Source organism: Achromobacter insuavis (assembly GCF_902859645.1).
Lineage (GTDB): Bacteria > Pseudomonadota > Gammaproteobacteria > Burkholderiales > Burkholderiaceae_B > Achromobacter > Achromobacter insuavis.
Genome location: NZ_CADIJR010000066.1, coordinates 1 through 24,254, shown reverse-complemented (window position 1 = coordinate 24,254; position 24,254 = coordinate 1). Strand labels below are relative to the sequence as shown.

The 24,254-nt window shown below is 66.9% G+C and carries 31 protein-coding genes, 1 tRNA gene and 1 pseudogene; 21 read left to right on the top strand and 12 right to left on the bottom strand.

Translation table 11 applies throughout. The annotated features are described in order from the left end of the window. Positions 1 to 19: 19 nt before the first annotated feature. Positions 20 to 96: transfer RNA gene (locus tag H0523_RS24745), tRNA-Pro, on the top strand. 94 nt (positions 97 to 190) lie between these two features. On the opposite strand, the gene H0523_RS24740 is transcribed toward H0523_RS24745, so the two are convergent. Continuing rightward, the gene (locus H0523_RS24740) at positions 191 to 628 is read right to left on the bottom strand and encodes a hypothetical protein (protein WP_231689926.1); all 438 of its coding nucleotides are present in this window, start codon (positions 626 to 628) and stop codon (positions 191 to 193) included. 439 nt (positions 629 to 1,067) lie between these two features. Here H0523_RS24740 and H0523_RS24735 point away from each other — a divergent pair, with 439 nt between their 5' ends. Then, positions 1,068 to 2,273, top strand: coding sequence for a phytanoyl-CoA dioxygenase family protein (locus tag H0523_RS24735; RefSeq protein ID WP_180180179.1), 1,206 nt, complete (start codon positions 1,068 to 1,070; stop codon positions 2,271 to 2,273). A 25-nt stretch (positions 2,274 to 2,298) separates the two neighbouring features. Here H0523_RS24735 and H0523_RS24730 read toward each other — a convergent pair whose 3' ends face one another. From H0523_RS24730 to H0523_RS24710, 5 genes are all read right to left on the bottom strand, one after another. After that, positions 2,299 to 2,457 (bottom strand): DUF6726 family protein, encoded by a 159-nt coding sequence (locus tag H0523_RS24730; RefSeq protein WP_054432349.1) that lies wholly within the window; start codon positions 2,455 to 2,457, stop codon positions 2,299 to 2,301. Between the two features lie 296 nt (positions 2,458 to 2,753). Next, entirely contained in the window at positions 2,754 to 4,148 is a 1,395-nt protein-coding gene (locus H0523_RS24725; RefSeq protein WP_054432348.1) for an MFS transporter, read from the bottom strand. A gap of 16 nt (positions 4,149 to 4,164) precedes the next feature. Beyond that, positions 4,165 to 4,842 carry an NUDIX hydrolase gene (locus H0523_RS24720; protein WP_054432347.1) on the bottom strand — a complete coding sequence of 226 codons (678 nt, stop codon included), beginning with the start codon at positions 4,840 to 4,842 and terminating at the stop codon, positions 4,165 to 4,167. 66 nt (positions 4,843 to 4,908) lie between these two features. Continuing rightward, a complete protein-coding gene (locus H0523_RS24715; protein WP_054432346.1) occupies positions 4,909 to 5,184 on the bottom strand; it encodes a hypothetical protein in 276 nt (91 codons plus the stop codon). A 59-nt stretch (positions 5,185 to 5,243) separates the two neighbouring features. After that, positions 5,244 to 5,642, bottom strand: a complete 399-nt coding sequence (locus tag H0523_RS24710) for a VOC family protein (protein ID WP_054432345.1) — start codon at positions 5,640 to 5,642, stop codon at positions 5,244 to 5,246. A gap of 171 nt (positions 5,643 to 5,813) precedes the next feature. On the opposite strand from H0523_RS24710, the gene H0523_RS24705 reads away from it, so the two are divergent. The 4 genes from H0523_RS24705 (at position 5,814) to H0523_RS24690 (ending at position 8,442) form a co-directional block, all read left to right on the top strand. Then, on the top strand, positions 5,814 to 6,119 hold the full coding sequence (locus H0523_RS24705; RefSeq protein WP_006388009.1) for an NIPSNAP family protein: 306 nt from the start codon (positions 5,814 to 5,816) through the stop codon (positions 6,117 to 6,119). Positions 6,120 to 6,254: 135 nt separating this feature from the next. After that, positions 6,255 to 7,172 (top strand): PhzF family phenazine biosynthesis protein, encoded by a 918-nt coding sequence (locus tag H0523_RS24700; RefSeq protein ID WP_180180178.1) that lies wholly within the window; start codon positions 6,255 to 6,257, stop codon positions 7,170 to 7,172. Positions 7,173 to 7,451: 279 nt separating this feature from the next. Beyond that, positions 7,452 to 7,886 carry a GNAT family acetyltransferase gene (locus H0523_RS24695; protein ID WP_054432343.1) on the top strand — a complete coding sequence of 145 codons (435 nt, stop codon included), beginning with the start codon at positions 7,452 to 7,454 and terminating at the stop codon, positions 7,884 to 7,886. Between the two features lie 52 nt (positions 7,887 to 7,938). Further along, on the top strand, positions 7,939 to 8,442 hold the full coding sequence (locus H0523_RS24690) for an ankyrin repeat domain-containing protein (protein WP_054432342.1): 504 nt from the start codon (positions 7,939 to 7,941) through the stop codon (positions 8,440 to 8,442). 19 nt (positions 8,443 to 8,461) lie between these two features. On the opposite strand, the gene H0523_RS24685 is transcribed toward H0523_RS24690, so the two are convergent. From H0523_RS24685 to H0523_RS24675, 3 genes are read right to left on the bottom strand one after another with little or no spacing between them, the layout of a single operon-like run. Beyond that, a complete protein-coding gene (locus H0523_RS24685) occupies positions 8,462 to 8,818 on the bottom strand; it encodes a hypothetical protein (protein WP_054432341.1) in 357 nt (118 codons plus the stop codon). Beyond that, positions 8,819 to 9,772 carry a M14 family metallopeptidase gene (locus H0523_RS24680; protein ID WP_054432340.1) on the bottom strand — a complete coding sequence of 318 codons (954 nt, stop codon included), beginning with the start codon at positions 9,770 to 9,772 and terminating at the stop codon, positions 8,819 to 8,821. 10 nt (positions 9,773 to 9,782) lie between these two features. Then, positions 9,783 to 10,781, bottom strand: coding sequence for a Bug family tripartite tricarboxylate transporter substrate binding protein (locus tag H0523_RS24675; protein WP_054432339.1), 999 nt, complete (start codon positions 10,779 to 10,781; stop codon positions 9,783 to 9,785). A 156-nt stretch (positions 10,782 to 10,937) separates the two neighbouring features. Here H0523_RS24675 and H0523_RS24670 point away from each other — a divergent pair, with 156 nt between their 5' ends. The 3 genes from H0523_RS24670 (at position 10,938) to H0523_RS24660 (ending at position 13,104) form a co-directional block, all read left to right on the top strand. Beyond that, on the top strand, positions 10,938 to 11,801 hold the full coding sequence (locus H0523_RS24670; protein ID WP_054432338.1) for a MurR/RpiR family transcriptional regulator: 864 nt from the start codon (positions 10,938 to 10,940) through the stop codon (positions 11,799 to 11,801). 207 nt (positions 11,802 to 12,008) lie between these two features. Further along, the gene (locus tag H0523_RS24665) at positions 12,009 to 12,263 is read left to right on the top strand and encodes a hypothetical protein (RefSeq protein ID WP_054432337.1); all 255 of its coding nucleotides are present in this window, start codon (positions 12,009 to 12,011) and stop codon (positions 12,261 to 12,263) included. 247 nt (positions 12,264 to 12,510) lie between these two features. Further along, positions 12,511 to 13,104 carry a BPSL1445 family SYLF domain-containing lipoprotein gene (locus tag H0523_RS24660; RefSeq protein WP_054432336.1) on the top strand — a complete coding sequence of 198 codons (594 nt, stop codon included), beginning with the start codon at positions 12,511 to 12,513 and terminating at the stop codon, positions 13,102 to 13,104. A 106-nt stretch (positions 13,105 to 13,210) separates the two neighbouring features. Here the strand turns inward: H0523_RS24660 and H0523_RS24655 are convergent, their stop codons facing one another. After that, positions 13,211 to 13,444, bottom strand: a complete 234-nt coding sequence (locus H0523_RS24655) for a hypothetical protein (RefSeq protein WP_054432335.1) — start codon at positions 13,442 to 13,444, stop codon at positions 13,211 to 13,213. A gap of 100 nt (positions 13,445 to 13,544) precedes the next feature. Further along, entirely contained in the window at positions 13,545 to 14,015 is a 471-nt protein-coding gene (locus H0523_RS24650; protein WP_006388018.1) for an Lrp/AsnC family transcriptional regulator, read from the bottom strand. A 160-nt stretch (positions 14,016 to 14,175) separates the two neighbouring features. Between H0523_RS24650 and H0523_RS24645 the strand changes: the two genes are divergently transcribed. From H0523_RS24645 to H0523_RS24625, 5 genes are all read left to right on the top strand, one after another. Next, positions 14,176 to 15,087, top strand: coding sequence for a DMT family transporter (locus tag H0523_RS24645; protein ID WP_054432334.1), 912 nt, complete (start codon positions 14,176 to 14,178; stop codon positions 15,085 to 15,087). Between the two features lie 42 nt (positions 15,088 to 15,129). Continuing rightward, positions 15,130 to 15,354, top strand: a complete 225-nt coding sequence (locus H0523_RS24640; RefSeq protein WP_006394087.1) for a hypothetical protein — start codon at positions 15,130 to 15,132, stop codon at positions 15,352 to 15,354. A gap of 290 nt (positions 15,355 to 15,644) precedes the next feature. Next, positions 15,645 to 15,857, top strand: a complete 213-nt coding sequence (locus H0523_RS24635; protein WP_006218759.1) for a hypothetical protein — start codon at positions 15,645 to 15,647, stop codon at positions 15,855 to 15,857. Between the two features lie 149 nt (positions 15,858 to 16,006). Next, a complete protein-coding gene (locus H0523_RS24630) occupies positions 16,007 to 17,113 on the top strand; it encodes an AGE family epimerase/isomerase (RefSeq protein WP_054432333.1) in 1,107 nt (368 codons plus the stop codon). A gap of 101 nt (positions 17,114 to 17,214) precedes the next feature. Next, positions 17,215 to 17,430, top strand: coding sequence for a hypothetical protein (locus tag H0523_RS24625; protein WP_006388022.1), 216 nt, complete (start codon positions 17,215 to 17,217; stop codon positions 17,428 to 17,430). A 96-nt stretch (positions 17,431 to 17,526) separates the two neighbouring features. Here H0523_RS24625 and H0523_RS24620 read toward each other — a convergent pair whose 3' ends face one another. Continuing rightward, complete coding sequence (locus tag H0523_RS24620) at positions 17,527 to 18,459, bottom strand: LysR substrate-binding domain-containing protein (RefSeq protein WP_054460929.1); 933 nt, start codon at positions 18,457 to 18,459, stop codon at positions 17,527 to 17,529. Positions 18,460 to 18,607: 148 nt separating this feature from the next. On the opposite strand from H0523_RS24620, the gene H0523_RS24615 reads away from it, so the two are divergent. The 7 genes and pseudogenes from H0523_RS24615 to H0523_RS24585 form a co-directional block, all read left to right on the top strand. Beyond that, positions 18,608 to 19,597, top strand: a complete 990-nt coding sequence (locus H0523_RS24615; RefSeq protein WP_054432332.1) for a Bug family tripartite tricarboxylate transporter substrate binding protein — start codon at positions 18,608 to 18,610, stop codon at positions 19,595 to 19,597. Between the two features lie 3 nt (positions 19,598 to 19,600). After that, positions 19,601 to 20,479 (top strand): N-formylglutamate amidohydrolase, encoded by an 879-nt coding sequence (locus H0523_RS24610; protein WP_054432331.1) that lies wholly within the window; start codon positions 19,601 to 19,603, stop codon positions 20,477 to 20,479. Between the two features lie 147 nt (positions 20,480 to 20,626). Beyond that, a complete protein-coding gene (locus H0523_RS24605) occupies positions 20,627 to 20,947 on the top strand; it encodes a hypothetical protein (RefSeq protein ID WP_054432330.1) in 321 nt (106 codons plus the stop codon). Between the two features lie 176 nt (positions 20,948 to 21,123). Continuing rightward, complete coding sequence (locus H0523_RS24600) at positions 21,124 to 22,155, top strand: ABC transporter substrate-binding protein (RefSeq protein ID WP_054432329.1); 1,032 nt, start codon at positions 21,124 to 21,126, stop codon at positions 22,153 to 22,155. After that, positions 22,142 to 23,161, top strand: a complete 1,020-nt coding sequence (locus H0523_RS24595; protein ID WP_054432328.1) for an ABC transporter permease — start codon at positions 22,142 to 22,144, stop codon at positions 23,159 to 23,161. The genes H0523_RS24600 and H0523_RS24595 overlap by 14 nt, the downstream gene beginning before the upstream one ends. After that, a complete protein-coding gene (locus H0523_RS24590; RefSeq protein WP_054432327.1) occupies positions 23,155 to 23,952 on the top strand; it encodes an ABC transporter ATP-binding protein in 798 nt (265 codons plus the stop codon). Before H0523_RS24595 ends, H0523_RS24590 begins: the two co-directional genes overlap by 7 nt. After that, a pseudogene (locus H0523_RS24585) lies at positions 23,946 to 24,254 on the top strand (c-type cytochrome); the annotation flags it as partial. The gene H0523_RS24590 and the pseudogene H0523_RS24585, both read left to right, overlap by 7 nt.

The window sequence follows — 24,254 nt, the reverse complement described above, 5'->3', positions numbered from 1 at the left end:
TGCTATACTCTTTTTCTTTCGGGGCGTAGCGCAGCCTGGTAGCGCACTTGCATGGGGTGCAAGGGGTCGCGAGTTCGAATCCCGCCGTCCCGACCAGCAATACCCTAAGGGGGTTAGTGATGAAAATCACTAACCCCCTTTCTCATTTCCGGGCGCACATCGCATGCGATGTGCCGATGGCGTCTTCAGCTCAGAACCTGAACCCGCTGATGTACTCCCCGCACGAGTTGTAGCTGATCTTCCCATTCGTCTTCATGTCGTAGCGCAGCACGGTGCCGGTCTTGTCGGTGTAGAAGATCACCGCGCAGTCGGTGTATTCGGGCACGTAGGCGCTGTAGGACCCATACGTCGTGCCCATCGGGCCGTTGGTGGAATAGCCGCGGCCTTCGTAGTGGCCCGGATGGTAGCCATAGACATAGGTGTAGCTCGTGGTCTGGTCATCGACCTTGTTCACGAACGGCTTGGCGCCGGTCTCGGGCGGCCAGGCGGGCAACATTTCATTGATGTTCTTGCCGACCTGCGCATCGAGCTTGTTGCGCGTGGGCGAGTAGACGGACAGGCCCATGCAGGCGGACAGCGTGAGCGGCAGGATGGCGGTGGGAGCAATGCGGCAGATGCTTTTTAGCATTTGGTGGCCTCAGTTGGTGCGCATCGGGTGCGCGAGTATAGCCACCAGTTCTTCGGTTTGAGAAGGCAGAACGGGCCCCGGCAAGGATTGGTTTCAACCGTCAGAAAAACTTCAGAAAACCGCACACGTTTCTCCTTGCTTGTCCATGTTCCAAGACCGTCGGGCGCTGACGGTGTTGGCGATCTTGTCCGCGAAAAAGAAGACTGGCTGTTGCTGGACGAGAGCCGAAGAAGCTCTGGGTAGGGCTCGGGCAGAGGGAGGAATTGGCGTGTTGATCTTGTAAGAGGTTGCTGGATCGGCAGGTTGGACGTAGGCGCGTTAATATCGGTGCAGGCTCCAGGCGTGTTGTTTGCGCTGTTCTTTCTCTGAAACGATGGAATGGCTTCAACTTCGTGCCGGCTCGATCCGCGTGCCCTTTTACCGCCTATCGTCTAGAACCATGAACCAGAAATTAAAAGCGTTGCTTGATGCTTTCCCAGTTCCTCATGACATCGCCGACGAGTGCCAGAAACTGAACACCGCGCAGCAACGGGCGTTGGCCAATTTCTTGCATTACGAAATCGTGGGAGGGGATGGATTTCTCTTGCGGGATAAGTCCGAGATGGATTTCTACCAGTTCAATCACGGGTTGAACGAGTTGGTCGCCAGGATACTGGCGCTTCGTTATCCGATGCCTGAATTGCCCGAGTTGTCGCCGATCTTTGGCGAATTGGGAACGCTTGCCGAAGCGGTAAAAACGCTGCGTACGCACGGCTACCTCGTTGCCGATAGAAAACTGCCGGTATCCACGCTGGCAGCAGTCAGAGACGAGATTGGCAAATTTAGTTTCTATGAGAAGAGGCCCGGCGCTACGCTGCGCAGTGGCGAGGAGTTGTATGCGCTCGGCGCTAGCGGGGAACGTCTGGAAAGTGGCACCTTCTGGCTCAGGGATCTGGACCAGGCAACACATAGTGAATTGCTGGGCAGTCTTGCCTTCGACCCTTATATTCTGGCGATGGTGACTCAATATTTCGGCTGCACGCCAGTGCATGTGCAGACCAATACCTGGCTATCTTTCGCGGGAAAAGGCGACAAGAGCCAGCTGTCTTCCAGCGCACAGCTCTATCATCAGGACAAGGAGTTCACCAAGTTTCTCAAGGTCTTCATATATCTCACGGATGTCGGTGCCGATAACGGGCCCCATTGCTACGTGGACGGCAGCCATATTGACGAACTCTTCACCCGCGGCGTACCGTTCTCGACACGACTGACTGATGATGAGGTGCTCAAGTACTTCGATGCGAACCGTCTGAAGTCCGTGACGGGACCAGCAGGTACGATCATCTTTGGCGATACCAGCGCAGTACACAAGGGGTTGCCGGTAACGGGTGGATATCGCTGCATTCTGCAATTTGAGTATGCTGCTTCGCTCTACATGTCGCCCATCGAACCATTCCCGGACTTACCGGTTGCGCGGCTTGAAGCCATCCGGCAGCGGGACATATCGACTCGCCTGGTACAGAATTACGATAGCGCGGCACGCGACCGCTACCGTGGCTTTGCGAATACCAGCAAGTCTGCCAGCATCATGGATCGTGTCCGTTCCCGCATTCAGCAGCAGATCGTCATGCCTTGGAAACTTCGCAGACTCAAACGAGTAGCCTAATCCTGCTAGTGGCGTGCATGCGCGATCAGTCGATCACTTCCGCGCAGGCATCGGTCGGCGCGGCGGCGACGCCGCCCACCACCGGCACGATCTTGATGACCGCGGACGTGACGCGGCAGGGCGCGGCGGCGAGGCCGCAGCCCGTACAGGGCAGGCAGAGCAGGGAAATCAGCAACCACTTCATGGGATTCGTCGGCGAGGGATTGGCGCCGCGGGCGTGGCCGCGTCGCAATGCCTGGATTCTGCGCCGCGGACCGGTCATGAATAGTGGGGAATTGAGCGGCGAATGTAATGACGTTTGCGCGAGGGCGCTCAGGATGTAACGCGGCCGGGCAATATGAGTGAAGGTGATGGTCACGCCATCCTCATCATGCTCAACCCCGCCGTGAACGCTCAGCCTATCGAGCGTTCCGCCCTTTCAGCGTTCCGCCCTTTCAGCGTTCCGCCTTTTCAGCTTGCATCCGCCATCGGCGACGCCGCTCACAGCGGCGCCTGGCCGCGCTGGCGGTACACGCGCGCCAGGCTGGCGAAGAACGACAGGGCGGCGATGCCGCAGGCCAGGGCGAAGACGTAGCGCGAGAAATGCCCCGAGGAGGCGCCGGCTTCCTTGCCGACCAGGGCGATCACCACGGCCACCAGCGCCGCGCCCAGCGATTGGCCCGTGGTGCGCGCGGTCGACAGGACGCCGGAGGCGGTGGCGGTGCGGTTCCTGGCGGCGTTGGCGAACATCTCCTTGTTGTTGGGCGGCAGGAAGAAGCCGTAGCCCATCCCGCACAGCGCCACGCGCCACAGGAAATCGCCGGTGCCCGGATCGGCGGGCAGCAGCACGAGTGAGCCGAGTCCCAGGCAGAAGGTGAAGACGCCGATGCTGGAGACCTGCGTGGCGTTGAGGCGGTTCGCGAGCCTCCCGGCGAACGGCGCGCAGACGGCGACCGCGATGGGCCACGGCGTGAAGACCAGCGCGGATTGCAGGGCGGTGTAGCCGTAGGCGTCCTGCAGCACGAACGGCAGCGCGACCAGCGCGATGCCTTGCGAGATGAACATGGTCAGGGACGTCAGCACCGCGAAGGAGTAGCGGCGCGACTTGAAGATGTCCAGGGGCAGCAGCGGATGCCGCGCACGGGTCTGGCCGAAGGCGAACAGGGCGATCAGCGCCAGCGCTGCGCCAGCGAGCAGCAGCACGGTGCGGTTATCCCAGCGGCCGATCTGGTCGACGGCCAGCGCCAGCAGGCCGAATCCGGCGGCGGAGGTGATCGCGCCGGGCAGGTCGAAGCCGCGTTCCCGGTACGTGTCCCGGCCCAGCGCGTGGTAGCAGCAGGCGATCGCGGCCAGGCCGAGCGGCAGGTTGATGTAGAACAGCCAGGGCCAGGAGGCATAGGAGACGATGAGCCCGCCCAGTGTCGGGCCGAGCGCCGTGCCGACGGCGAATACCAGGGCATTCAGGCCGAACACGGTGCCCAGTGAGGCGGCCGGGAAGATGACCCGGTACAGGCCGTAGCCGACGCTGATGAGCACGGCGTAGCTGATGCCCTGGAGCACGCGCAGCGCCACCAGCGCGTGGAAGCTGGACGCCAGTGCGCAGCCGAGCGATGCGAGCGTGAACAGCACCAGTCCGAGCGTGTAGAAGCGCCGTTCGCCGATCCTGGAGCCGAGCGATGCGCAGATGAGCATGGTGGCCGCGCTGGCCACCTGGTAGCCGTTCGCCACCCAGATGACGGCGGCCGCGCTGACGTCGAGATCGGTGGCGATGGTCGGCAGGGCGATGTTGACGATGGAGCTGTCCAGCGCCGACATGAATACGCCGATCAGGATGGCGGCCGCGGCGAAATAGCGCCTGGGGAGCTCGAAGCCTGCATCATCGGCGTCATGGGTCATGTCGGTGGCGGCGGGGCTAGCGTGAGGGTGAGGCGGGCGCGCCGGCCGGACAGGATGCCAGGGCCGCCAGCGATTTCAGGATGAGAGCGGTGACGCCCCAGATGTCGTGCTCTTGTCCGGCCCAGTACCAGGCGCCGGCGCGTTCGCCGTCCGCGTATTGTCTTGGCAGGTCCGGGTCCAGCAGCGCCGAGAAGGGGAACTCGAAAATCTCGTCGACCTCGGCGGGCGCCGCCTGCCACGCGGCGGCGGGCGAGGCCAGGCCGATGACGGGGAAGATGGCGTGATTGCGCTTGCGCGTCTTGTGCAGCGGCAGGCAGCCCACCAGCTCGACGGCGCCGGGATCGAGCAGGATCTCTTCGCGGGCTTCGCGCAGGGCGGTGGCGCCGACGCTGCCATCGATGTCCTCGGGCCGTCCGCCGGGAAAGCTGACGTGGGAGGAGTATTCCTTCAGGCCCGATGCGCGCCGCGTGAGCAGGATCGTGGGATCGCTGCGCGGCACGATCGCAACCAGCACGGCGGAGAATTTCCATTGCCCGTCGTTGTCGGGAAAGTGCAGTCGGGCGGCGGGCCAATCGATGGCGGCGGGAATCCGCTGGGCCCGCACGCCGCGCAGGATCGTGTCCAGGATGGCTTGCCGGGGTGCGATGATGGCTGGCGGTCGCGTCGCGCCGTCATCGCTGTCCTGGGGTTCCATGTCGCGCTCCTTGCCGGGGTGGGATGTCCGCGCTTCGATTGAGGGTGTGGAACGTCCGGGTCTGGATCAGCTGCGCGCCCGCAGCCTGGCGGCCGCCGACAGCGCGAGTTGCAGGACCACGGCGATGCACAGCGCCGCCAGCATCGAGTCCAGCACCATGTTGTCCCACAGCCGCGGCGGGCCGACGCGGAACTGGATGGTGTCGAACACCATGCCGGCGGTGAAGCCGGTGGCGGCGATGCCGCGCCAGCCGCGCAGCGGCACGCAGCGCAGCGCCAGCAGCACGGCGAGGGTCAGGATCCACAGGCGCGGTTCCAGGACCTGGGTGAGAAAGTAAGCCAACGAGGCGTCTCCGGATGGGCGGGATGTGTCGCGACGGGGCCGGGCACAAAGCGGTAGTTTTAACCCAATCCGGCCGCTTTGGGCGGGGCGGCGGCGATCCTGGCCTGCAGCGCGATGCGGTTGCCTTCGCTGTCGCGGATCTCGGCCACCTGCCAATCGCCCGCCGGGGTCTTGGGGAACAATATGGCGCCGCCGAGGGCGGCGGCGCGGCGCAGCGCCGCGTCGATGTCGGGCACGGCGAAGTAGACCACGGCGCCGGCCTCGGTCGGCAGGTAGACGGGGCCTTCGGCCAGGGCGCCGCTGGCGCCGTCGCGGCCTTCCTGGAACGGGAAATAGGCCATCCTGCTGTCGTGCAGGTCGACGATGCCGTCGAACGCGATGCCGAAGACTTCGCCATAGAAATGCATGGCGCGCTCGAGGTTGGCGGCGGGGATTTCCACGTGCGATATCAGGTTCATGGGGCGGACAGCGGGGATGCGAGGGGCGGACCGCGTTGACGCGCGGGGCGGGTTGTGGGATTGTCCCAGGCCGTCGCCGCACTGCCTAGGGCCTGCGCGCCCTTCTGGAGGGAGTGCAGGCCCCGGCGCCGGATCGACATCCGCTTTCCCTTCCACCCTCATGGAGTCTTCATGGTTACCTGCTATCTGCGTTACGTCATCGACCCCAGCCGCCTCAAGGAATTCGAAGCCTACGGCAAGATGTGGATTCCGCTGGTGGAGAAGTTCGGCGGCACGCACCATGGCTATTTTCTGCCGTCCGAGGGCGCCAACAATATCGCGCTGGCCTTGTTCACGTTCCCCAGCCTGGCCGAGTACGAGCGCTATCGCCAGCAGTCGATGCAGGACGCGCAATGCCAGGCGGCGTTCAAGTACGCCGAGGACACGCGCTGCATCCTGAGCTACGAGCGCAGTTTCTTCCGCCCCGTGTTCGACTGAGCGCTGCGCGGCGCGTGGCCGGCCCGGTCCGGCCGCGCGCCTGTTATGCCCGGATTTCGGCGGCTCTGTGTCTGTCGCGCAAGGCGGACGGCGCGGATAATTTTCCGCATCCGCCATCCCTTTGAAGGAACCCGCATGCGCTACCGCTACGTCACCGCCGATGTCTTCACCGAGCACGCCTACCAGGGCAATCCGCTGGCGGTGGTGCTGGAGGCCGAGGGCCTCGACACCGGGCAGATGCAGCGCATCGCCCGCGAATTCAATTATTCCGAAACCAGCTTCGTGCTGCCGGCGCGCGATGCCGCGCACACGGCCTGGGTGCGCATCTTCACGCCCGACCGCGAGGTGCCATTCGCCGGCCACCCGAACGTGGGCACGGCGGTGGTGCTGGCGCGCGAGATGATCGCGGCCGGCCAGCCGGCGCCGGCGCGCTTCGTGTTCGAGGAGGAGGCGGGCCTGGTGCGCATCGACCTGCGGTATGGCGAGGACGGCCGCCTGCTGGGCGCCGAGCTGGCCGCGCCGCAGCCGTTGACGCGCGCCAGCCAGGTGACGGCCGAGGCCGCGGCGCGCGCCCTGAGCCTGGCGCCCGGCGATATCCTGCTGTCCGAACATGCGCCGCAGGTGGTGTCGGTGGGCCTGATCTTCCTGGTGGTGCAACTGGCCAGCCGCGATGCGCTGCGCCGCGCGCGGCCGGATCCGGCGGGCTATGCCGCATTGCTGCCGCTGGACGGCGCCCGGTCCATCTACGCCTACACCACCGATTGTGGCGCCGAGACGCCGCTGGGACCGATCGACATCCAGGCGCGCATGTTCACCGGCCGCATGACCGAGGATCCCGCCACCGGCAGCGCGACCGGCGCCGCCACGGCATTGCGGGCGGCCCTGCGCGGCGCGGGTGAGTTGCGCCTGCGGGTGGCGCAGGGCGTCGACATGGGCCGGGCCAGCCTGCTGCTGGCGCATGCCGAGGTCCGCGCGGACGGCGTATGGGCCGGGGTGGCGGGGCAGGCGGTGGTGGTGATGGAAGGCACGCTGCCGGCGCCCGCCACGGCCTGAGCGGCCGCTTGTCGCGGCGGGTCGGGGTCGTGTATGCTGCCCGCCATGAACCGCATTCTCATCGCCCCGCCGGCCGCGCCGGCCCGGGCAGACAACCGACGAATCACTCGACGCCTGCGTTGAGTGGCAAGCCGTGTTCGAACGCCGGATCCCCGGTGTTCCCTCCAGAAGGCCACGATACCCCTCGTGGCCTTTTTGTTTGCGCGGCATGCGCGCTTTGCTTTCCAGCCATCGAGGCGTAGCGCCCGGCCTTCGTTTTTCCTTCAAGAGGAACGAAGCATGAAGCATCCCGAACTGGCCATCCGGTCTTTTCATCCGGCGGACGAAGCCGCCATCATCCAGCTGTGGACCGACTGCGGGCTGACGCGCCCCTGGAACGATCCGCGCAAGGACGTGGCGCGCAAGCTGACCGTGCAGTCCGACCTGTTCTTGGTGGGCGAGGCGGACGGCGCCATCGTCGGCACCCTGATGGGCGGCTATGACGGCCATCGCGGCTGGGTCAATTACCTGGCGGTGTCGCCGGCGCATCAGCGCCGCGGCTATGCGTCGGCGTTGATGCGGGCGCTGGAACGCAAGTTCCTGGAGATGGGCTGCCCCAAGATCAACCTGCTGATCCGTTCCGGCACCCTGGCGGTCAAGGACTTCTATGCCAGCCTGGGGTTCCAGCAGGACGAGGTGATCAGCCTGGGCAAGCGCCTGATTCCCGATCTGTGAGCCGGGCGGTGTCTAATGAGCGCCTTCGATTCTTTTCCGATAACGGGTTTTCATGACGACACCAGACGAACAATTGCTGGAAGCGGCGACGGCCGGCGACGCACCGGGCGTGGCGCAGGCGCTGGCGCTTGGCGCGACGGTGGACGCGCGCAATGCGTTCGGCGCCACGCCGCTGTTCTGCGCGGCGACCGCCGGCGCGGCCGAGGCGGCGCGCCTGCTGCTGGCGCAGGGTGCGGACACGGCCTGCCGGGCGGGACATGGATTGACCGCATTGCATCAGGCCGCGGGCTGGGAGCGCCTGGAGCTGGTGGTCGTGCTGCTCGAGGCGGGGGCGCACGTGGACGCCGCGTCCGACGATGGCGGCACGCCCTTGATGGCGGCCGCGGCGCGCGGCAATGCCGCCATCGCCGCGTTGCTGCTGGCGCATGGCGCCGAGGCCGACCGCCGCGACGAGGAAGGCTGGAACGCCTGGGCCTGGGCCATCGAAAAGGGCGCGCAGGACGTGGCGGACCTGCTGGAGGAGGCGGGCGCCGAGCCGGCGTTCCCCGAGGCGTAGAGCCCGTCGCCCCGCGCGCTCAGTCGACGCCGGGCGGCAGGCGCCACGCCGGCGGAAGATGGGCGAACTGGCCCCAGGATGTCCAGGGTTGTCCGGCCGCGTCCCGCGGTCGGGTCCACAGTCCCCATTCGGGCGGATCGGGAAAGCCATGCCAGAGCCGTTGGGTCAGCACCCAATGCTCGTCCTGCACGGCGGCATGGCAGACGGCTTCGGCCGAGCGCAGTTGATCCGCGGTCAGGCCGAACAGTCCCTCGGCCGGCAGGTCGCCGAACGGGATGCTTTGCCAGCCGACGGCCACCATCCCGCGGACATGGAAACCCTGCCGCTGGATGTCAGCGGCGGCGTCGTCCAGGTCCCAGGGATGGGGTTCCCACATTTACATCGGCTCGGTCAGGTACACCGCTTCCCGGCCGACGATGGGCATGCGGGTCGGCATGAAGATGGTGCAGTTGTCGCAAGGCGAGCGGATTTCCTCGCCGGCGTTGATGGCGATGAGCTCGCCCTGGTTGAAGACCTCGAAGCCCAGCAGCGGCCGCGTGAAGGTGAAGTCCTCGGACTTGACCATGTGCACCTCGAGCAGCCGGAACGGCTGCGCGGGCGCCGCCGGCGCGCTGTTGGCCGGGGCGTCGATCAGGCCCAGGTGCGCCAGGAAGCGCAGCGTGACGTCGGTGGCGAGCGTTGCGGCCGATTGCGCGAAGTGCTGGCCGCATTCGACCACCAGCGCGCCGCCGCTGTTCGAGGCGGGATCGCCATGGCGGCCGTAGTTCAGCACGCCGGTGCCGGGGAAGCGGCCGGCCGGCATCACCAGTTGCACCGCGGGGGCGCCGACGGCGGCGGCCAGCGCGGTGTTGCGGTCCATCTCGGGATAGACCCAGAACGGCTGCACCGGCGCCCGCGTCGAATGGATATCGAGCACGTAGTCGGCCGCGTCCAGCACCGGCCGCAGTTCGCGCGCGCGCCGCAGTTCCGGGCTCTGCTCGCTGCCGTCGAGCCATTCGGGCGACCAGATGCGGTTCAGGTTGTGGACCAGCTGGCGGTTTTCGTAGGGGTTGTCGATGTCGAAGGCGTTGTAGGCCTCCATGTTGGCGAAGCTGACGGTGAGCGTGCCGATCTTGGGGCGCACGCCCGTATCGAGCAGGTGCGTGGCCGCCACCATGCCGCAGATCTCGTTGCCGTGCGTCAGGGCGTTGACCAGCACGTGCGGACCGGGCTTGCCGGATTCGAAGCGGTGCACGTAGTCGATGCCGGTGTTGCCCTGGCGATAGGCGGAAAGATCGCGCGGCAGGACTTCGAGCGGCGCGGTGTCGGGGGCGAAAGCGGGGTGGGTCATGTGGGGGTTCCTATTCCGGACGGATGCCGGCGCGGTCGATCAGGTCTTTATACAAGGCCAGGCGCTGCGACATCATGTCGGTGAATTGTTGGGGCGTCTGCAGTTCGGGCGGCAGCGCGCCGCTCTTTTCCAGGGACTGCACGGTGCCGTCCTGGCGCGCGGCGGTCTGCACCGCGTCCAGCAGTTTCCGGGTGATCTCGGGCGGGGTGCCGGCCGGAGCGGCGAGGCCGATCCACGACATCGCGTTCAGCACCGGATAGCCGAGCTCGGCGAAGGTGGGAATGTCGGGCAAGGCTTCCTGGCGCGAGGGCGCGGCCACGGCCAGCGCGCGCATTTTGCCGCTCTGGATGTGCGGCAGGAAGGGCGCGAGGTTGTCCAGCGCGAACTGGGCCTCGTTGGCCAGCAACGCATTCAGCAGCGGCGCGCCGCCGCGGTAGGGCACGTGCACCGCGCGCAGTTGCAGGGTGTGCTTGAGCAGCTCGGCGTTCAACTGGCCCATGCTGCCGACCCCGGCGGTGGCGAAGTGGACATCGTCCGGATGCGCCTTCAGGTAGGCGACGAATTCCGCGAAGTCCTTGACGGGCAGGGCGGCGCTGGTGACCAGCACGTTGGGCGTGCGCGCCAGCTGCGAGATGGAAGTGAAATCCTTGATCGGGTCATAGCCCAGGTTGGGATGCATCAGCGGGTTGGCCAGATGCGAGCTTTGCGACGACGCGACCAGGGTGTAGCCATCGGGTTTGGCGCGCGCCACGCGCTGGCTGCCGATCGCGCCGCCGGCGCCGTCGCGGTTCTCGACCACCACGGTCACACCCAGGATCTTGCCCAGCACTTCGGCGTAGAGGCGGCCGACCAGGTCGACCGAGCCGCCGGCCGGGAACGGCACGACCAGGGAGATGGGGCGCGACGGATAGGCGTCGGCGCGCGCGGACAGCGGCAGCAGGGCGGCGGCCATGCCCGCGATGAGCAGATTGCGGCGGGCGGGCGATGCGGCCTCGGAGGGGTGCTTCATGACGCTCTCTTGTGGTGACGGACAGTTCGGTCTATTCTGCAACGGGCGTTGCAGAACGAAATATAGTCTGCAATGAACGTTGTTGAATTTGGGGTTATCACCTAGGGCCCGCGCGAGGCTGCCTTGGGTGTGAACCGGCCCAGGGACCTTGCCATCATGAATCTGCATCAACGCATCGCCGCCTACGACCGGAAACTGACCAAGACCGAACAGCGCCTGGTCGAGGACATGCAGGCGCGCTACCCGCAGGGCCTGCTCGAATCCGCGACGGCATTGGCGCGCCGGGTCGGCACCAGCGCGTCGACCGTGGTGCGCCTGCTGGCCAAGCTTGGCTACGACAGCTATGCCCAGGCGCAGATGCAGGCGCGCGCCGAACTCACGGCGCTGCTGGCCTCGCCGGGCGAGCGCGCCGACGCCGTCAGCGTCGACAATCCCTCGGCCCAGGCCTGCCTGCGCAATGCGCTGCTGCACGACCAGCACAACCTGGAGACGACCTTTGCCGCGATCGACGTGGCGGCGTTCGAGGCGGCGGTGCGGCTGCTGACGCAGCGCCGCGCGCGCGTGCACGTGCTGGGCCTGCGCCAGGCGGCGCCGCTGGCCAATCACATGGCGCTGTATCTCAACCTGTGCCTGCCCGACGTCAAGGCGATGGCGGCGTCGGGGCCGTTGTTCCTGGAAGACCAGTTGCTCTGGCTGCAACCGCACGACGTGCTGCTGGCGTTCACCTTCCGGCGCTATTCGGTGGCGGCGGCCAATGCCGTCAAGGTGTTCCGCGAGCGCGGCGGCAAGGTGGTGCTGATCACCGATTCCGCGGCCGCGCCCGCGGCCGCGCAGGCACACCACGTGCTGCTGGCTCGCACGTCGAGCGCATCGCCGTTCGATTCCCATGTGGCGGCGCTGTCGATCTGCAATGCGTTGCTGGCAGCGGTGGCGCTGCGCCGTAAAAAGGAACTGGCCGCGACGCTGGAGCGCGGCGAGGCCTTGTGGGATTCGCAGTGGATTCATCCGCCGGCGCGCTGACGCGCCGCGCATCGCGTGCCGCGCGCCGGTTTGCGCGCAAGTCCTGAAATGCCTGGAATCACCCCGAATTCACGGGGTTTTCGTGTTTGTCCAGGTGCCTTCGCACCAGTCCATCTAGTACGCCATAACCCCTTGAAAACAAGGCTTTTCAAGCCAAATTATTTTTTTTATATTGCGGCCGGGTAGAGCAGATTCAGGAGCACAGGAATGAACCCGTGGCCGCAACGTCACATCGACGGCTTCGAAGTGATGTGTGAAGTGGTCAGTCTCGATGCCGGGGTGCTGGCGATAGAAATCAGCGTGTCGCGGCCCGGCGAGGCGCACTTCCAGCAGCGTTGGTCCCTGCCGCGTTTCGTGACCTTCGTGGATGCCGGCGTTGCCCGGCGGCACGCTGAACTGGTGTTGTCCGGCATCGTGTCGGTCGACCCGGCGACGGGCGAGCCGCGCTACGGCATTCTCTGAAAAATGCGAGCATCGCGACGGGATGTCGATTCGCTTGCAGCCAGGTATCGAGACGCGGCCGGCCATACCAAATGTTGCCGCCGGCGGCAGGCCGGAAATGCGCTGGATTGCATCGCGCGTGGCGCCCGGCGCGAAAGCCGGGTCGGGCGTGATGTAGGTTTTGTTTCGTTTATCACATCATGTGCCTTGCGCGGCGGCCGCGTCCCGGTACAGTGGATAACGGATGACAACAAAAAAGGAGAGTTCCATGTTCGACACTTTTCCTCTTTTCCGCCGCGCCGGCATGGCCGCCGCGACAATCGGCGTGGCCGGCTTGTTGTTTGCCGGTTGCACCACCACGTCGCCGCAATCGAGCGCCTCGGCGTCAGAGCAGCGGCAGTCCATCAATAGCGCGGCCAACGCCTCGCTGGGCAAGCTCTATCAAGCCTCGCCTCAATCCAAGGAGCTGGTGGCGCGCGCCAAGGGCGTGCTGATCTTCCCCGATGTGCTCAGCGGCAGCTTCTTCATCGGCGCTGAACACGGCAAGGGCGTGCTGCGGGTGAACGGCGCCAATGCCGGCTACTACAGCACCACGGCCGGCTCGATCGGCTTCCAGGCGGGCGCGCAGTCCAAGGCGATGTTCGTGCTGTTCATGACGGACGAGGCCCTGAACAAGTTCCGCAACAGCAATGGCTGGACGGTGGGGGCCGACGCCACGGTGGCAGTGGTGAACATCGGCGCCAACGGCCGCATCGACACCAACACCGCGCAGCAGCCGGTGGTGGGCTTCGTGCTCAACAACGGCGGCCTGATGGCGGGTGTGTCGCTGGAAGGCACCAAGATCGCGAAGATCGATATGTAGGGATCATCCGGACCCGGGCCATCGCGTCCCGGGTCTTGCCGATGCCTGGCGCAATGAAAAACGCCGCGGTGCGAGCCGCGGCGTTTTTTTTGTCCGGGTTGGCGCGTCAGCGCAGGATGTCGTCGCCGTGATTGCGCACCGCGCTCTCGCGTTCGATTTCGGCGGCTTCGATCTTCGGATCCAGGCCGCGCCACCGCAGGATGCGGCCGCGTTCCTCGGCGGGTTCCCAACCCAGGATGCCGTAGCGCGTGATTTCGGTTTCGCCGGTGTCGAACGCCACTTCGAAGTAGCCCTGACGATCGGGTAGCGTGCTGCCGGGGAACCATTCGGTTTCAGGCATGGTGTGCTCCTTGCTAAGCGATGGAGGGACGCCGGCGCCGGCCGGAACCGGCGGCGGACGTTTTCATTTTGGGCTGGCCGGCGCGATCCCGCAAGCGCCATCAACCGAGCGGCACCGCCGTGGTGTAGAGCACCTGCTTGAGGGCGAAGCTGGAGCGGATGCTGGCCACGCCGGGAATGCGCGTGATGTGTTCGACGATCAGCCGTTCGAGCGCATCGACGTCGGGCACCAGGGCGCGGATCAGGTAGTCGGCGTCGCCCGACATCAGATAGCACTCCATGATTTCCGGCAGCACGGCGATTTCGCGTTCGAACACGTCGAGCGCGGCCTTGCGCTGCTTGTCCAGCGAGATCTGGATGAACACGTTGACCTTCAGGCCGAGCTTGCGGGCGTTCAGCAGCGTGACGCGGCGGTCGATCAGGCCTTCGGTTTCCAGCCGCCGCACCCGCGCCAGGCAGGGCGAGGCCGACAGATTCACGCGCGCGGCCAGCTCGACATTGGTGAGGCGCGCGTCGCGCTGGAGTTCGTTGAGGATACGGATGTCGGTGGCATCCAGGTTGATATCCGGCATAAGCGACCTGTAATTGTGGAGAGAACCATGCACTTGTGCTGATTATGCATGGTATGGCGGCAAATTGAGGTGAAATATGCTGGGGTTTACCCTATAGACTGTTTCTTTCTTTGGCGAATTGGCCAAAGCACGGAATATTCAAGCGGTAGACGCGGTAGCAATGAGTCAGCAGAGTACGTTGCGCAAGTTCTTGCCCCTGGCCGGGGCGGTCATGATCTGGGGCGGCAATTGGCCCGTCATGAAGCTGGGCCTGGCGCACATGAGCCCGTTGTGGCTGGCGGCCAGCCGGTTCGGCTCGGCCGCGTTGATCAGCGCGGTGGTGCTGGGCTTGCTGGGACGGTTGCGGTTGCCGACGCGCCAGGAATGGCCGCTGGTGGCGGGCGTGGCCCTCTTGCAGATGGGGGCGTTCACCGCGCTGGCGTTGTGGGCGTTGCAGTACGTGGCGCCGGGTCGCGCGTCGGTGATCGCCTACGCCACGTCGATCTGGGTCATTCCGCTGTCGTCGCTGGTGCTCAAGGAACGGCTGTCGCCGGCGCAGTGGCTGGCCACCGCGCTCAGCTACGCGGGCATCGGCGTGATCGTGGCGCCGGCCTTCAGCCCGTGGCAGGCGCATACCGTCATCGGCCTGGTGATGCTGCTGGGCGCCTCGTTCGCCTGGGCCTGCAACATCATCCAGCTGCGCGGCAATCGCCACGTGCGCCTGGGCGCCGACATGATTCCGTGGCAGACCGCGATCGCCACCGTGCCGCTGGGCGCGCTGGCCTGGCTGCGCGACGGCGCGCCGGCATTCCTGGCCGTGCCCGACGCCTGGCCGGTGATCCTGTATACCGGTCCGTTGGCCACGGCGCTGACCTTCATCGTGGTGCTGGGCATGACGCAGAAACTGCCGCCGGTGGCGACCTCGATCGCGATGCTGTGCGTGCCGGTCATCGGCCTGATCGTGTCGTCGCTGGTGTTCCATGAGCGCCTCTCGCCGGACCTGACGCTGGGCCTGGGATTGATCGCGCTGAGCGTGGCCGCGTCGGCCGCGGCGGCGCGGGTGAAGCGTCCCCTGGCGCTGCGGCCGTCGTAAGGGCGGCGTGCTATCGTTGCGGTATTGAACTGAGAGTCACGCATGGCATTGCATCGTTTCGAAAAAGGCGAACTGGGACATTGGCTGCGCATCGTTGCCGATAATTCGGAACCGGGCGCCGTCCAGACCACCGTGCCCGCGCACGTGGCCGAAGCCTTGCAGACGTTGCGCTGTATCGATCCCGGCCCCGACGGCGCCTGGCGGATCACCGAAAAGGGCAAGCTGGCGCTGCGCATGGAAGAACCCGGCGCCATCCATCTGCGTTGATCCCGATTTCCACTGCAGGTTTGTGACGGCGGTTTACGCGTCACGAATTAGTGCATTTCTTGCGAATGTCTGCATGCGGCGCGGTATGCGCGGCGGCTCATCCCGATGGGCTACGGGAATCTCCTGAGACGGTTTGTTCGATTTGGCAGCGTCCGGACGTATCGCCAGCCGCATGTCGCCGGTAAGATGAACTTGCGTGACGGATTCAGGTCTATTCATTGCGCGGGAATTCTGCACCCGCTACGTCACGCGTGGTTCACGCGTTTAGGTAACCGACTGGGAGGTAGCACATGCAGCATCGTGACCAGGAAGTACTGATCGACGTTTCCACAGCGGCCATGGATACCGGCGGATATGGCGTACTGCTGACGGTAACGGCTGAGGGCGGCACCGAGGTGGATGCCGCGTTTTCCCACTTGGGCAACTGCGCTTCGTTGGACGAAGCACGCGATCGCGCGGAAATATTCGCGCAGAACTGGGTCGAGGAAAACATCTTCCGCTAGGCGCATCCGCGCTTGAAGGAAGCTGAACGGCTGTACCGGTCTGTGTGCGCATGACGCTCAGAATGGCGTTCCAGAGATGGCGGCGGAAATTTCGGTTATCGTCGCTGCTTCAAAACAAATGGCTCTCATCGGGCCTGCGTCATTCCAAGATGACTGCCGCACAGACCAACTCCGCGCTGGCGGAGCACATCAAGGCTTTTCACGAGCATTTCGACTCTGTCATCCTGCCCATGTGGATGGGGCGGGGCTTCAATGACGCCCTGGGTCTGCCTTTCGAATCCCTGGATGCCGCCACTGGCGAGCCGCTGCCGGCCGAGCGCTATCGCGCCATGGCTTGCGCGCGCCAGCTGTATGTCTACGCCGGCGCGCCGGGCGCCGCCGCGGGCGCGCACGCCGACCGCTTGTTCGCCTCGTTGTGCCGCGTGTTCCGCGACGAGGAGCATGGCGGCTGGCGCTACAGCGTGGACGCCGAGGGCCGGCCGCTCGATCCGACCCAGGACCTGTATACCCATGCCTTCATCGTGTTCGCCTGCGCCGCGTATTTCCGCCGCTCGCGCAACGCGCAGGCGCGCAAGCTGCTGCTGGCCACGGCCGAGACCATCGAGTCGCGCTTCAGGATGGCCGACGGGCGTTATCACGCCGTGCTGAGCCAGGACTGGAGCGAGGCGCTGCGCGGCCCCGCGCAGAATCCGATGATGCACCTGACCGAGGCCTACCTGGCCGCGGCCCAGGTGGCCGAACCGGCGTTGTTCGCGACTCGCCTGCGCGGCCTGGCTCAGGTCATGAGCCAGGTGTTCCTGAGCGCGCCGACGCAATGCATCGCCGAATTGCCGCAGGGCGAGCCGGGCAACCGCATCGAGCCGGGCCATCAGTTCGAATGGCTGTCGCTGGTGCGCGAATCGGCCGAGGTGTTCGACGGGCTGGATCTGACGGAGTCGCTGCCGCGCGGGGTGCACTGGGCCCGCGGTCATGGGGTGGACGCGGGCGGCGTGCTGGCCGCGCTGGACGAGCATGGCGCGGTGCTGGATGACACCCGTCGGATCTGGGCGCAGACCGAGTACCTGCGCGTGCTGGCGGTGCTGGGCGACCTGCCGGCCTTGAACCAGGCGCTGGCGGGCTTCCGCGCCCGTTTCCTGCACCCGGGCGGCTGGCACGAATGCCTGGACCGGGACGGGGCGGTGGCGCGGGCGGACATGCCGTCGACCTCGCCTTACCATCTGGCAACCTGCCTGGCGGCCTTGCCGGCCGTTGTTTAATTGCGCCGTTAACAATTTTTGTCTAACGGGGGACAGATTTAATAGAAAAACATTGGTGAAATCCCTTACAATTTGGTTACCAAGTTAGTGGGGAAGCATCAATGAGCGTTATGTGCTTGGCTTGCCAACGCATCAACCCCGGGTTGGCGGGTGTGGCACCACACTCGCACCTGGGGCATCAGGGATTCACCAACCCGACTCAGAAGGGCCGCGAGGAAAGCCGCGAGGACCATTTCCGCTGCCTGAATTGCGGCGCCAAATGGCTGCGCGAGACGGACAAGTGGGGCGTGGACCTGGGATTCAAACTGGCGCCCTGAAGCGCCGCAACACGCCGGCCGAGAGGCCGCAAATCGCCTGTCATGATCGGGCCCCATATCGGGGCCCGTTTTGTTTTGTAACGTATGGTCGTGGTTTCAGGCTGGCGACGGGGCGCGGGCGTCTGGATCCCGTTCGGCGGTGTCGAGAAGCCACTGGCGGAAACAGGCCAGGGCGTAATGGTCGCGCCGCTGCGGCGGGGCGCACAGGTGATAGCCGCGCGCGATGGCGATGCGCAGGTCGGGGAAGGGGGCGGCCACGCGGCCGGCCTGCAGGTCGTCCTGCACCAGGCAGCGCTGCAGCACCGCGATGCCCATGTCGGCCATGACGGCGCGCACCAGGATGCTGACCTGGTCGAAACCGCTGGCCAGCGCGAGTTTGTCGCGGCGCACGCCGGCGGCCTCGAACCAGCTGCCCCAATTGTCCATGCCGTTGGCGTGGTACAGCAGGGGTTCGCCGAGCAGGCCGGCCGGGCTGTCCCACAGGCCCGCGGCTCGGCGCGCGGCGAGCCGGGCGGGGCTGCAGATGACGACCATTTCGCGCCCGATCACGTAGTCCGCCTGCCAGCCGGGCCATTGGCCGGCCACGCCCGAAAGGATGCTGGCGTCGGGCGTGGCGCCGGAGAAATCCTCGTTGCGGCGGTAGGCCGCGAAACCCAGCTGGATGTCGGGATGGCGCCGATGGAAGTCGGGCAGGCGCGGCACCAGCCAGGCGCTTGCCAGGGTCGGCACGCTCGACAGCGTCAGCCGCAGGCGGCGGTCATCGGCGCGCAGTTCGGCGCTGAGCGCCTCGATGGCCTGCAGCGGCGCCAGGCCGCCATCGTAGAGCTTGCGGCCGGTCTCGGTCAGGGTCAGCCCGTGGGCGTTGCGGCGCATCAGCGGCTGGCCGAAATGGGCTTCGAGGCGGGCGATGGCGCGGCTGACGGCGCCCTGGGTCACGCACAGGGTTTCGGCCGCCAGGGTGAAACTGCCCAGGCGCGCCGCCGTCATGAAGGCGTGCAACTCGGACATGGACGGCGAATGCAGGCGCATGGCGCGGCGGGTTCCGGGAGGCCGCGGGCGCGGCTTCAGCATGAGCGTTGGTAATGAAGGCGTGCAATATAGTCGTTTGAAAGCGGATCGTAAAGTTCGGACACTGGCGGCCTCGCAGCAAGACCTGCACCTTTCCCGGAGTCGCTCCATGTCCCGCCGCTTTTTCGGCTGTTCCGCGCGCATCGCGCTTGCCGGCGTCTGCGCCGCGCTGTCTTTCGCCGGCCCGGCGCAAGCCGCCGACTATCCTTCCCGTCCCATCAAGCTGGTGGTGCCGTTCGCCGCGGGCGGTTCGACCGACATCGTGGCGCGCCTGGTGGCCGAGTACGCCGGCCGCGACCTGAAGCAGACCATCGTGGTCGAGAACAAGGCGGGCGCGGGCGGTTCGCTCGGCATGGAGCAGGTGGCGCGCTCGACCGCCGACGGCTACACCATCGGCATGGCGACGATGAGCACGCACGGCTCCAATCCGGCGGTCTACCGCAAGATGAACTATGACCCGCTCAAGGACTTCGAGCCGGTGGCCAATGTGCTGGCCGTGCCCAGCATCTTCGCGATCAATCCGCAGATCCCGGCCAGGAACATGGCCGAGTTCGTCGCCCTGGCCAAGGGCCAGGCGGACAAGTACAGCTTTGCCTCGCCGGGCGTGGGCTCGCTGGGCCACGTGAACATCGAGAACTTCATGATGCTGGCCGGCATCAAGCTGCTGCACGTGCCGTACCGCGGCGCGGGCCCGGCGCTCAATGACGTGATGGGCGGGCAGGTGGACGCGATCACCGACAATCTGTCCTCGACCCTGCCGCAGGTGCTGGGCGGCAAGCTGCGGCCGCTGGCGGTGCTGGGCGCCGAGCGTTCGCCGCTGCTGCCGGACGTGCCGACCTACATCGAGCTGGGCTACCCCGACATGGGCACGGGCGGCTGGTTCGGCCTGGTGGCGCCGGCCGGCACGCCGCCGGCGGTGATCGAGCGCCTGAACCAGGCCGTGCGCGCGGCGATGCAGGATCCCGAATTCCGCAAGAAGGCCGAGGACGTCGGTGGTACGCTGATGCCGACCACGCCGCAGGAATTCAAGACCCAGATCGAACAGGCCCTGGCGCGCTACGCCAAAGTCGCCAAGGCCGCCAACATCCAGGCTGACTGAACGATGACACACGCCGACTTCCAAGCCGTTTCCGTGCACGCCCCGACCGCGCCCGCCTTGCCGCTGGTGTGTGATTCGCCGCACAGCGGCGAGCAATACCCCGCCGATTTCGGCGCCGCGGCCAGCCTGGCGCAGTTGCGCCAGGGCGAGGACACGCACGTGGACGCCTTGTGGTCGGCGGCGCCGGCGCTGGGCGCCACGCTGGTGGCGGCGCACTTTCCGCGCGTCTACATCGATCCCAACCGCACGCTGCGCGATCTCGATCCGGAGCTGCTGGCCGAGCCGTGGCCGGAGCCGCTCGACCCCGGCGAGAAGACGCGCCTGGGCAAGGGCCTGATCTGGCGCCGCATGGACAAGGCCACGCCGATCTACGACCGCAAGCTGACGCTCGAGGAAGTGCGGCACCGCATCCAGGCGTACTACGAGCCGTACCACGCGGCGCTGGCGCAGGCCATCGAACAGGCGCAACGCGATTTCGGCGCGGTCTGGCACCTGAACCTGCATTCGATGCCGAACGATGCGTATGAGCGGCTGGGCCGCGAGAGCGCGCATCCTTTGGCGGACTTCGTGCTGGGCGATCGCGACGGCACCACCTGTGAGCCGGAATTCATCGCGCTGATCGAGACGGCGCTGCGCGACCGCGGCTACACGGTGGCGCGCAACGATCCCTACAAGGGCGTGCAGCTGATCGCGCAGATCGGCCAGCCGGCGTTGAACCGCCACAGCCTGCAGATCGAGATCCGGCGCCCGCTGTACATGGACGAGGTCACGCGCGAGCGCAACGCGGGCTTCGAGCCGTTGCGCGCGGACCTGTCGCAGGTGTTGGCGCAGGTGGCGCGGTATGTGCGGTCGCGCACGGCGGCGCTATCGTCGACAAAATAGACTCGGTTGAATATTGTGTGGTTGCGCGGCCGCGATTGATGTGTATCAATCGCGGCCGCCGCGCATGCGCTTAAGTTTCCGGGTGGCGGGCCGTTGTCGCTAACAACGAGCTGCGCCGCCGATTGGCGCAGCCTAAAGGAAACCGGTATGGCCGAGAAGATCATCAATGGTTTTTCCGTCGTGGCGTACGCGACGCAACCCGAGGGGCGGATTCCGGCGCGCGCCTTTCTGGAAACCCGACGGTTGCCGGCCAAGGGCGATGCCGCGGCCAAGCCCGCGCCGCAAGCGGATCAGGTCGAGGACGGCGAGACGCAGGATGACGCGGATGAACCGGAAAGCCTGGCCTTCGAGATTTTCGTGACGCGCCGTTTTCGCGGCGCGGTCGAAGCGATGTCGGCGGCGCGCAACGCGCTGGATCGCGTCAAGTCCGTGGATGAGCACGGCGTGCCGGATCACCTGCCGGACTGACGCCGTCCGTGGGCCGGGGTGGCCCGGCAGGCGGCTTGCGCGTCCCGATGCGCGCTGGCGGCGCGGCCGCCGCCCATATTGTTATCCCCACTTTGTATTTGTCGAACGCCTGAGCACGGGCCGATGATGCCGCATGGCAAGCATCGCCATTCACAGTCTGCTCAAAAGGAAGGTTGATGAATACGAACGTCCAAACGCGCGCCAATCCGGCGCGCGGTATTTCGCGCCGCTCGTTGCTGCGCGCGGCATCCCTGGCCGGCCTGGCCGCGCCGCTCGGCATGCTGGGATCGCGGGTGCTGGCGGCCAATGGCGCGCCGCGCACCTACAAGATCGCATGGAGCCAGACCGCGGTGTGTCAGTCGCCGGTTTCGGTGGCGCTGGAGCGCGGCTTCTTCGACAAGTACAACCTCAAGGTCGAGCGCATCAATTTCAGCGGCTCCACCGATCAATTGCTCGAAGCCATCGCCACCGGCCACGCCGATGGCGGCATCGGCATGGCGTTGCGCTGGCTCAAGCCGCTGGAGCAGGGCTTCGACGTCAAGCTGGCGGTGGGCACGCATGGCGGCTGCATGCGGCTGCTGACGGCGGCGGATTCGCCGGTCAAGAGCGTGCAGGACCTGAAGGGCCGCCGCGTCGCGGTGTCGGACCAGGCCAGCCCGGTGAAGAACTTCTTCGCGATCCGCGTGGCGCAGCTGGGCGTCGACCCGGAATCGGTGGACTGGCGCCAGTATCCGCAGGATCTGTTCGGCGAGGTGCTGAGAAAGGGCGAGGTCGATGCGATCGCGGGCGACGATCCGCTGATCTACACGCTGCGCGAGGACAACAAGCTGCGCGAGATCGCCACCAACATCGAGGGCGACTACGAGAACCGCACCTGCTGCGTGCTGGGCCTGCGCGGCGACCTGGTGCGCAACGACCCCGAGTCGGCCGCGGCCATCACGCGCGCGGTGATCGACGCGCAGCGCTGGACCGCGTCCAATCCCGACGAGACCGCGCGCATCTTCGCGCCGTATGTGCCGGGCAAGGTGCCGGCCGAGCGCGTGGCGGCGATCCTGCGCAGCCACAGCCATGGCCATGCGTCGACCGGCTCGGCGCTGCGCGAGGAGATCGTGGGCTATGCCAAGGATCTGAAGACGATCAAGGTGCTGAGCGCCAATCTCGACATCAACAAGTACGCGCAAGCGGTGGTGCCCAATGTCCTCGGCTGACGCGCTGGCGGCGGGCGGGTTGCGCGGCGCGCCGGCCGTCGCGCAACCGTGGCGCCTGTGGAAGACCGGCGTGGTCGCGGCCGCGCTGTGGGCCGCGGTGGGCGCGGTGACGCTGCGCTGGCCCAATGTCGAGGTGGGGTTCGTCTCGTGGGGCTATACGCGGGAATTCGGCATCGCGGCGCTGGCGCTGGCGGCGTTGCTGCTGCTGGTGGCGGTGGCCGGCGCGGGCCAGCGCCGGCCGGTGCGGGCGCTGCATCGCGGCGGGCCGTGGCTGGTGCTGCTGGCGCTGGCGGTGGGGGCGTGGGAGATCGCGACGGCCAAGCTGGCGTGGCTGCCCAGCCCGTTCTTCGCGCCGCCGCAGTCGCTGATCGAAGTCTACGTGACCGACTACAAGCGGCTGGCGGACAGCCTGGGCAATTCGCTCTGGCTGCTGTTCAACGGCTTCGGCCTGGGGGCGGCGGCCGGTTTCCTGACGGGCGTGGCGATCGGCTGGTCGCGCGGCCTGGGGTACTGGGTGCATCCGGTGCTGCGGTTCCTGGGGCCGGTGCCGTCGACGGCGTTGCTGCCGATGGCGTTCTTCTTCTTTCCGTCGGGCTGGTCGGCGGCGGTGTTCCTGATCGCGCTGGCGACGTGGTTCCCGGTCACGGTGCTGACGTGGTCGGGCGTGGCCGGCGTGAACCGCGCCTATTACGACGTGGCGCGGACCCTGGGCGCGAGCGAGTGGTTCCTGGTGCTGCGGGTGGCGATTCCGGCGGCGTTGCCGCAGGTGTTCGTCGGCCTGTTCATGGGCCTGGGCGCGTCGTTCTCGGTGCTGGTGGCGGCCGAGATGATGGGCGTCAAATCCGGGCTGGGCTGGTACCTGTCGTGGGCGCAGGGCTGGGCTTCGTATGCCAATCTATACGGCGCGCTGATCGTGATGGCGCTGGTGTTCTCGGGCCTGATCACCTTGCTGTTCGTGGGCCGCGACCGCCTGCTGGCGTGGCAGAAGGGAGTGGTGAAATGGTAGCGGCGCCGCAGGACGCGGGAACGGCCGGCGCGGCGCGCGGCGCGGCGCTGGCGGTGCGGGGCGTGAATCATCGCTTCGACCTGGATGGCGCGGCGCTGCCGGTGCTGGACGATATCGACCTGGAGGTGCGGCCCGGCGAGTTCGTCGCGCTGCTGGGCCCCAGCGGCTGCGGCAAGTCGACCCTGCTGCGGTTGGTGGCGGGGCTGGAGCCGCCGGCGCAGGGCGATCTGCTGGCCGATGGCGAGCCGATCGACGGGCCGTCGCCGTCGCGCATCGTGGTGTTCCAGGATCCGACGCTCTATCCCTGGCGCACGGTGTGGCACAACGTGGCGCTGGGCCTGCAGGCGCGCGGGCTGCTCAAGACCGAGCGCGGGCGGGTCGATGACGCGTTGCAGCGCGTCGGGTTGACGGCGTTTGGCCAGGCCTATCCGCACCAGCTGTCGGGTGGCATGGCGCAGCGCGCGGCGCTGGCGCGCGCGCTGGTCAACGATCCGCGCATCCTGATCCTGGACGAGCCGCTGGGCAAGCTCGATTCGCTGACGCGGATCGCGATGCAGTCCGAGCTGGTGGAACTGTGGCAGCGCAGCGGCTTCACCGCCTTGCTGGTGACGCACGACGTGGAGGAGGCGCTCTTCATGGCGTCGCGCATCATCGTGCTGAGCGAACGGCCGGCGCGGATCAAGGACGAGATCGTCAACGACCTGCCGTATCCGCGCCATCGCGGCGATCCGCGCCTGGCCGAGTTGCGCCGCCGCGCGCTGGCGCTGTTGGGACTGGATGCGACGTGGTGAGCAACGCGGGGTTGGCGCTGGCCGTCGCGGCGGCGCCGGCCGGCATGCTGGCGTGCCTGGCCGCCGCGCGCCGGCGCCCGGACGGTCATGCGATCGCGGTTGGCTTGCCGTTGTCAGGGTTGGCGGCGCTGGCCCTGGCGGCCGCGATCGGCGTGGTGGCGCTGGGCTGGCAGCGGACGCTGGGCGCGCCGGGGCTGTTGGGGTCGCGGCTTGGACACCTGGCGCTGGCCGCGGCGGCGGTGCTGTTGCTGGCGGCGCTGGCCGCCGCCTGGCTGCACAGCCGCGCGCCCGAACGCGCGGCG

Coding starts and splice junctions, on each gene's coding strand:
- H0523_RS24725 (WP_054432348.1), bottom strand. CDS start 4,148: ATGACCCATGACGCCGATGATGCAGGCTTCGAGCTCCCCAGGCGCTAT.
- H0523_RS24655 (WP_054432335.1), bottom strand. CDS start 13,444: ATGCCTGAAACCGAATGGTTCCCCGGCAGCACGCTACCCGATCGTCAG.
- H0523_RS24665 (WP_054432337.1), top strand. CDS start 12,009: ATGAACCCGTGGCCGCAACGTCACATCGACGGCTTCGAAGTGATGTGT.
- H0523_RS24740 (WP_231689926.1), bottom strand. CDS start 628: ATGCTAAAAAGCATCTGCCGCATTGCTCCCACCGCCATCCTGCCGCTC.
- H0523_RS24735 (WP_180180179.1), top strand. CDS start 1,068: ATGAACCAGAAATTAAAAGCGTTGCTTGATGCTTTCCCAGTTCCTCAT.
- H0523_RS24595 (WP_054432328.1), top strand. CDS start 22,142: ATGTCCTCGGCTGACGCGCTGGCGGCGGGCGGGTTGCGCGGCGCGCCG.
- H0523_RS24730 (WP_054432349.1), bottom strand. CDS start 2,457: ATGAAGTGGTTGCTGATTTCCCTGCTCTGCCTGCCCTGTACGGGCTGC.
- H0523_RS24720 (WP_054432347.1), bottom strand. CDS start 4,842: ATGGAACCCCAGGACAGCGATGACGGCGCGACGCGACCGCCAGCCATC.
- H0523_RS24590 (WP_054432327.1), top strand. CDS start 23,155: ATGGTAGCGGCGCCGCAGGACGCGGGAACGGCCGGCGCGGCGCGCGGC.
- H0523_RS24600 (WP_054432329.1), top strand. CDS start 21,124: ATGAATACGAACGTCCAAACGCGCGCCAATCCGGCGCGCGGTATTTCG.
- H0523_RS24710 (WP_054432345.1), bottom strand. CDS start 5,642: ATGAACCTGATATCGCACGTGGAAATCCCCGCCGCCAACCTCGAGCGC.
- H0523_RS24670 (WP_054432338.1), top strand. CDS start 10,938: ATGAATCTGCATCAACGCATCGCCGCCTACGACCGGAAACTGACCAAG.
- H0523_RS24695 (WP_054432343.1), top strand. CDS start 7,452: ATGAAGCATCCCGAACTGGCCATCCGGTCTTTTCATCCGGCGGACGAA.
- H0523_RS24690 (WP_054432342.1), top strand. CDS start 7,939: ATGACGACACCAGACGAACAATTGCTGGAAGCGGCGACGGCCGGCGAC.
- H0523_RS24630 (WP_054432333.1), top strand. CDS start 16,007: ATGACTGCCGCACAGACCAACTCCGCGCTGGCGGAGCACATCAAGGCT.
- H0523_RS24625 (WP_006388022.1), top strand. CDS start 17,215: ATGAGCGTTATGTGCTTGGCTTGCCAACGCATCAACCCCGGGTTGGCG.
- H0523_RS24615 (WP_054432332.1), top strand. CDS start 18,608: ATGTCCCGCCGCTTTTTCGGCTGTTCCGCGCGCATCGCGCTTGCCGGC.
- H0523_RS24685 (WP_054432341.1), bottom strand. CDS start 8,818: ATGTGGGAACCCCATCCCTGGGACCTGGACGACGCCGCCGCTGACATC.
- H0523_RS24635 (WP_006218759.1), top strand. CDS start 15,645: ATGCAGCATCGTGACCAGGAAGTACTGATCGACGTTTCCACAGCGGCC.
- H0523_RS24605 (WP_054432330.1), top strand. CDS start 20,627: ATGGCCGAGAAGATCATCAATGGTTTTTCCGTCGTGGCGTACGCGACG.
- H0523_RS24700 (WP_180180178.1), top strand. CDS start 6,255: ATGCGCTACCGCTACGTCACCGCCGATGTCTTCACCGAGCACGCCTAC.
- H0523_RS24680 (WP_054432340.1), bottom strand. CDS start 9,772: ATGACCCACCCCGCTTTCGCCCCCGACACCGCGCCGCTCGAAGTCCTG.
- H0523_RS24645 (WP_054432334.1), top strand. CDS start 14,176: ATGAGTCAGCAGAGTACGTTGCGCAAGTTCTTGCCCCTGGCCGGGGCG.
- H0523_RS24660 (WP_054432336.1), top strand. CDS start 12,511: ATGTTCGACACTTTTCCTCTTTTCCGCCGCGCCGGCATGGCCGCCGCG.
- H0523_RS24705 (WP_006388009.1), top strand. CDS start 5,814: ATGGTTACCTGCTATCTGCGTTACGTCATCGACCCCAGCCGCCTCAAG.
- H0523_RS24640 (WP_006394087.1), top strand. CDS start 15,130: ATGGCATTGCATCGTTTCGAAAAAGGCGAACTGGGACATTGGCTGCGC.
- H0523_RS24610 (WP_054432331.1), top strand. CDS start 19,601: ATGACACACGCCGACTTCCAAGCCGTTTCCGTGCACGCCCCGACCGCG.
- H0523_RS24620 (WP_054460929.1), bottom strand. CDS start 18,459: ATGCGCCTGCATTCGCCGTCCATGTCCGAGTTGCACGCCTTCATGACG.
- H0523_RS24650 (WP_006388018.1), bottom strand. CDS start 14,015: ATGCCGGATATCAACCTGGATGCCACCGACATCCGTATCCTCAACGAA.
- H0523_RS24675 (WP_054432339.1), bottom strand. CDS start 10,781: ATGAAGCACCCCTCCGAGGCCGCATCGCCCGCCCGCCGCAATCTGCTC.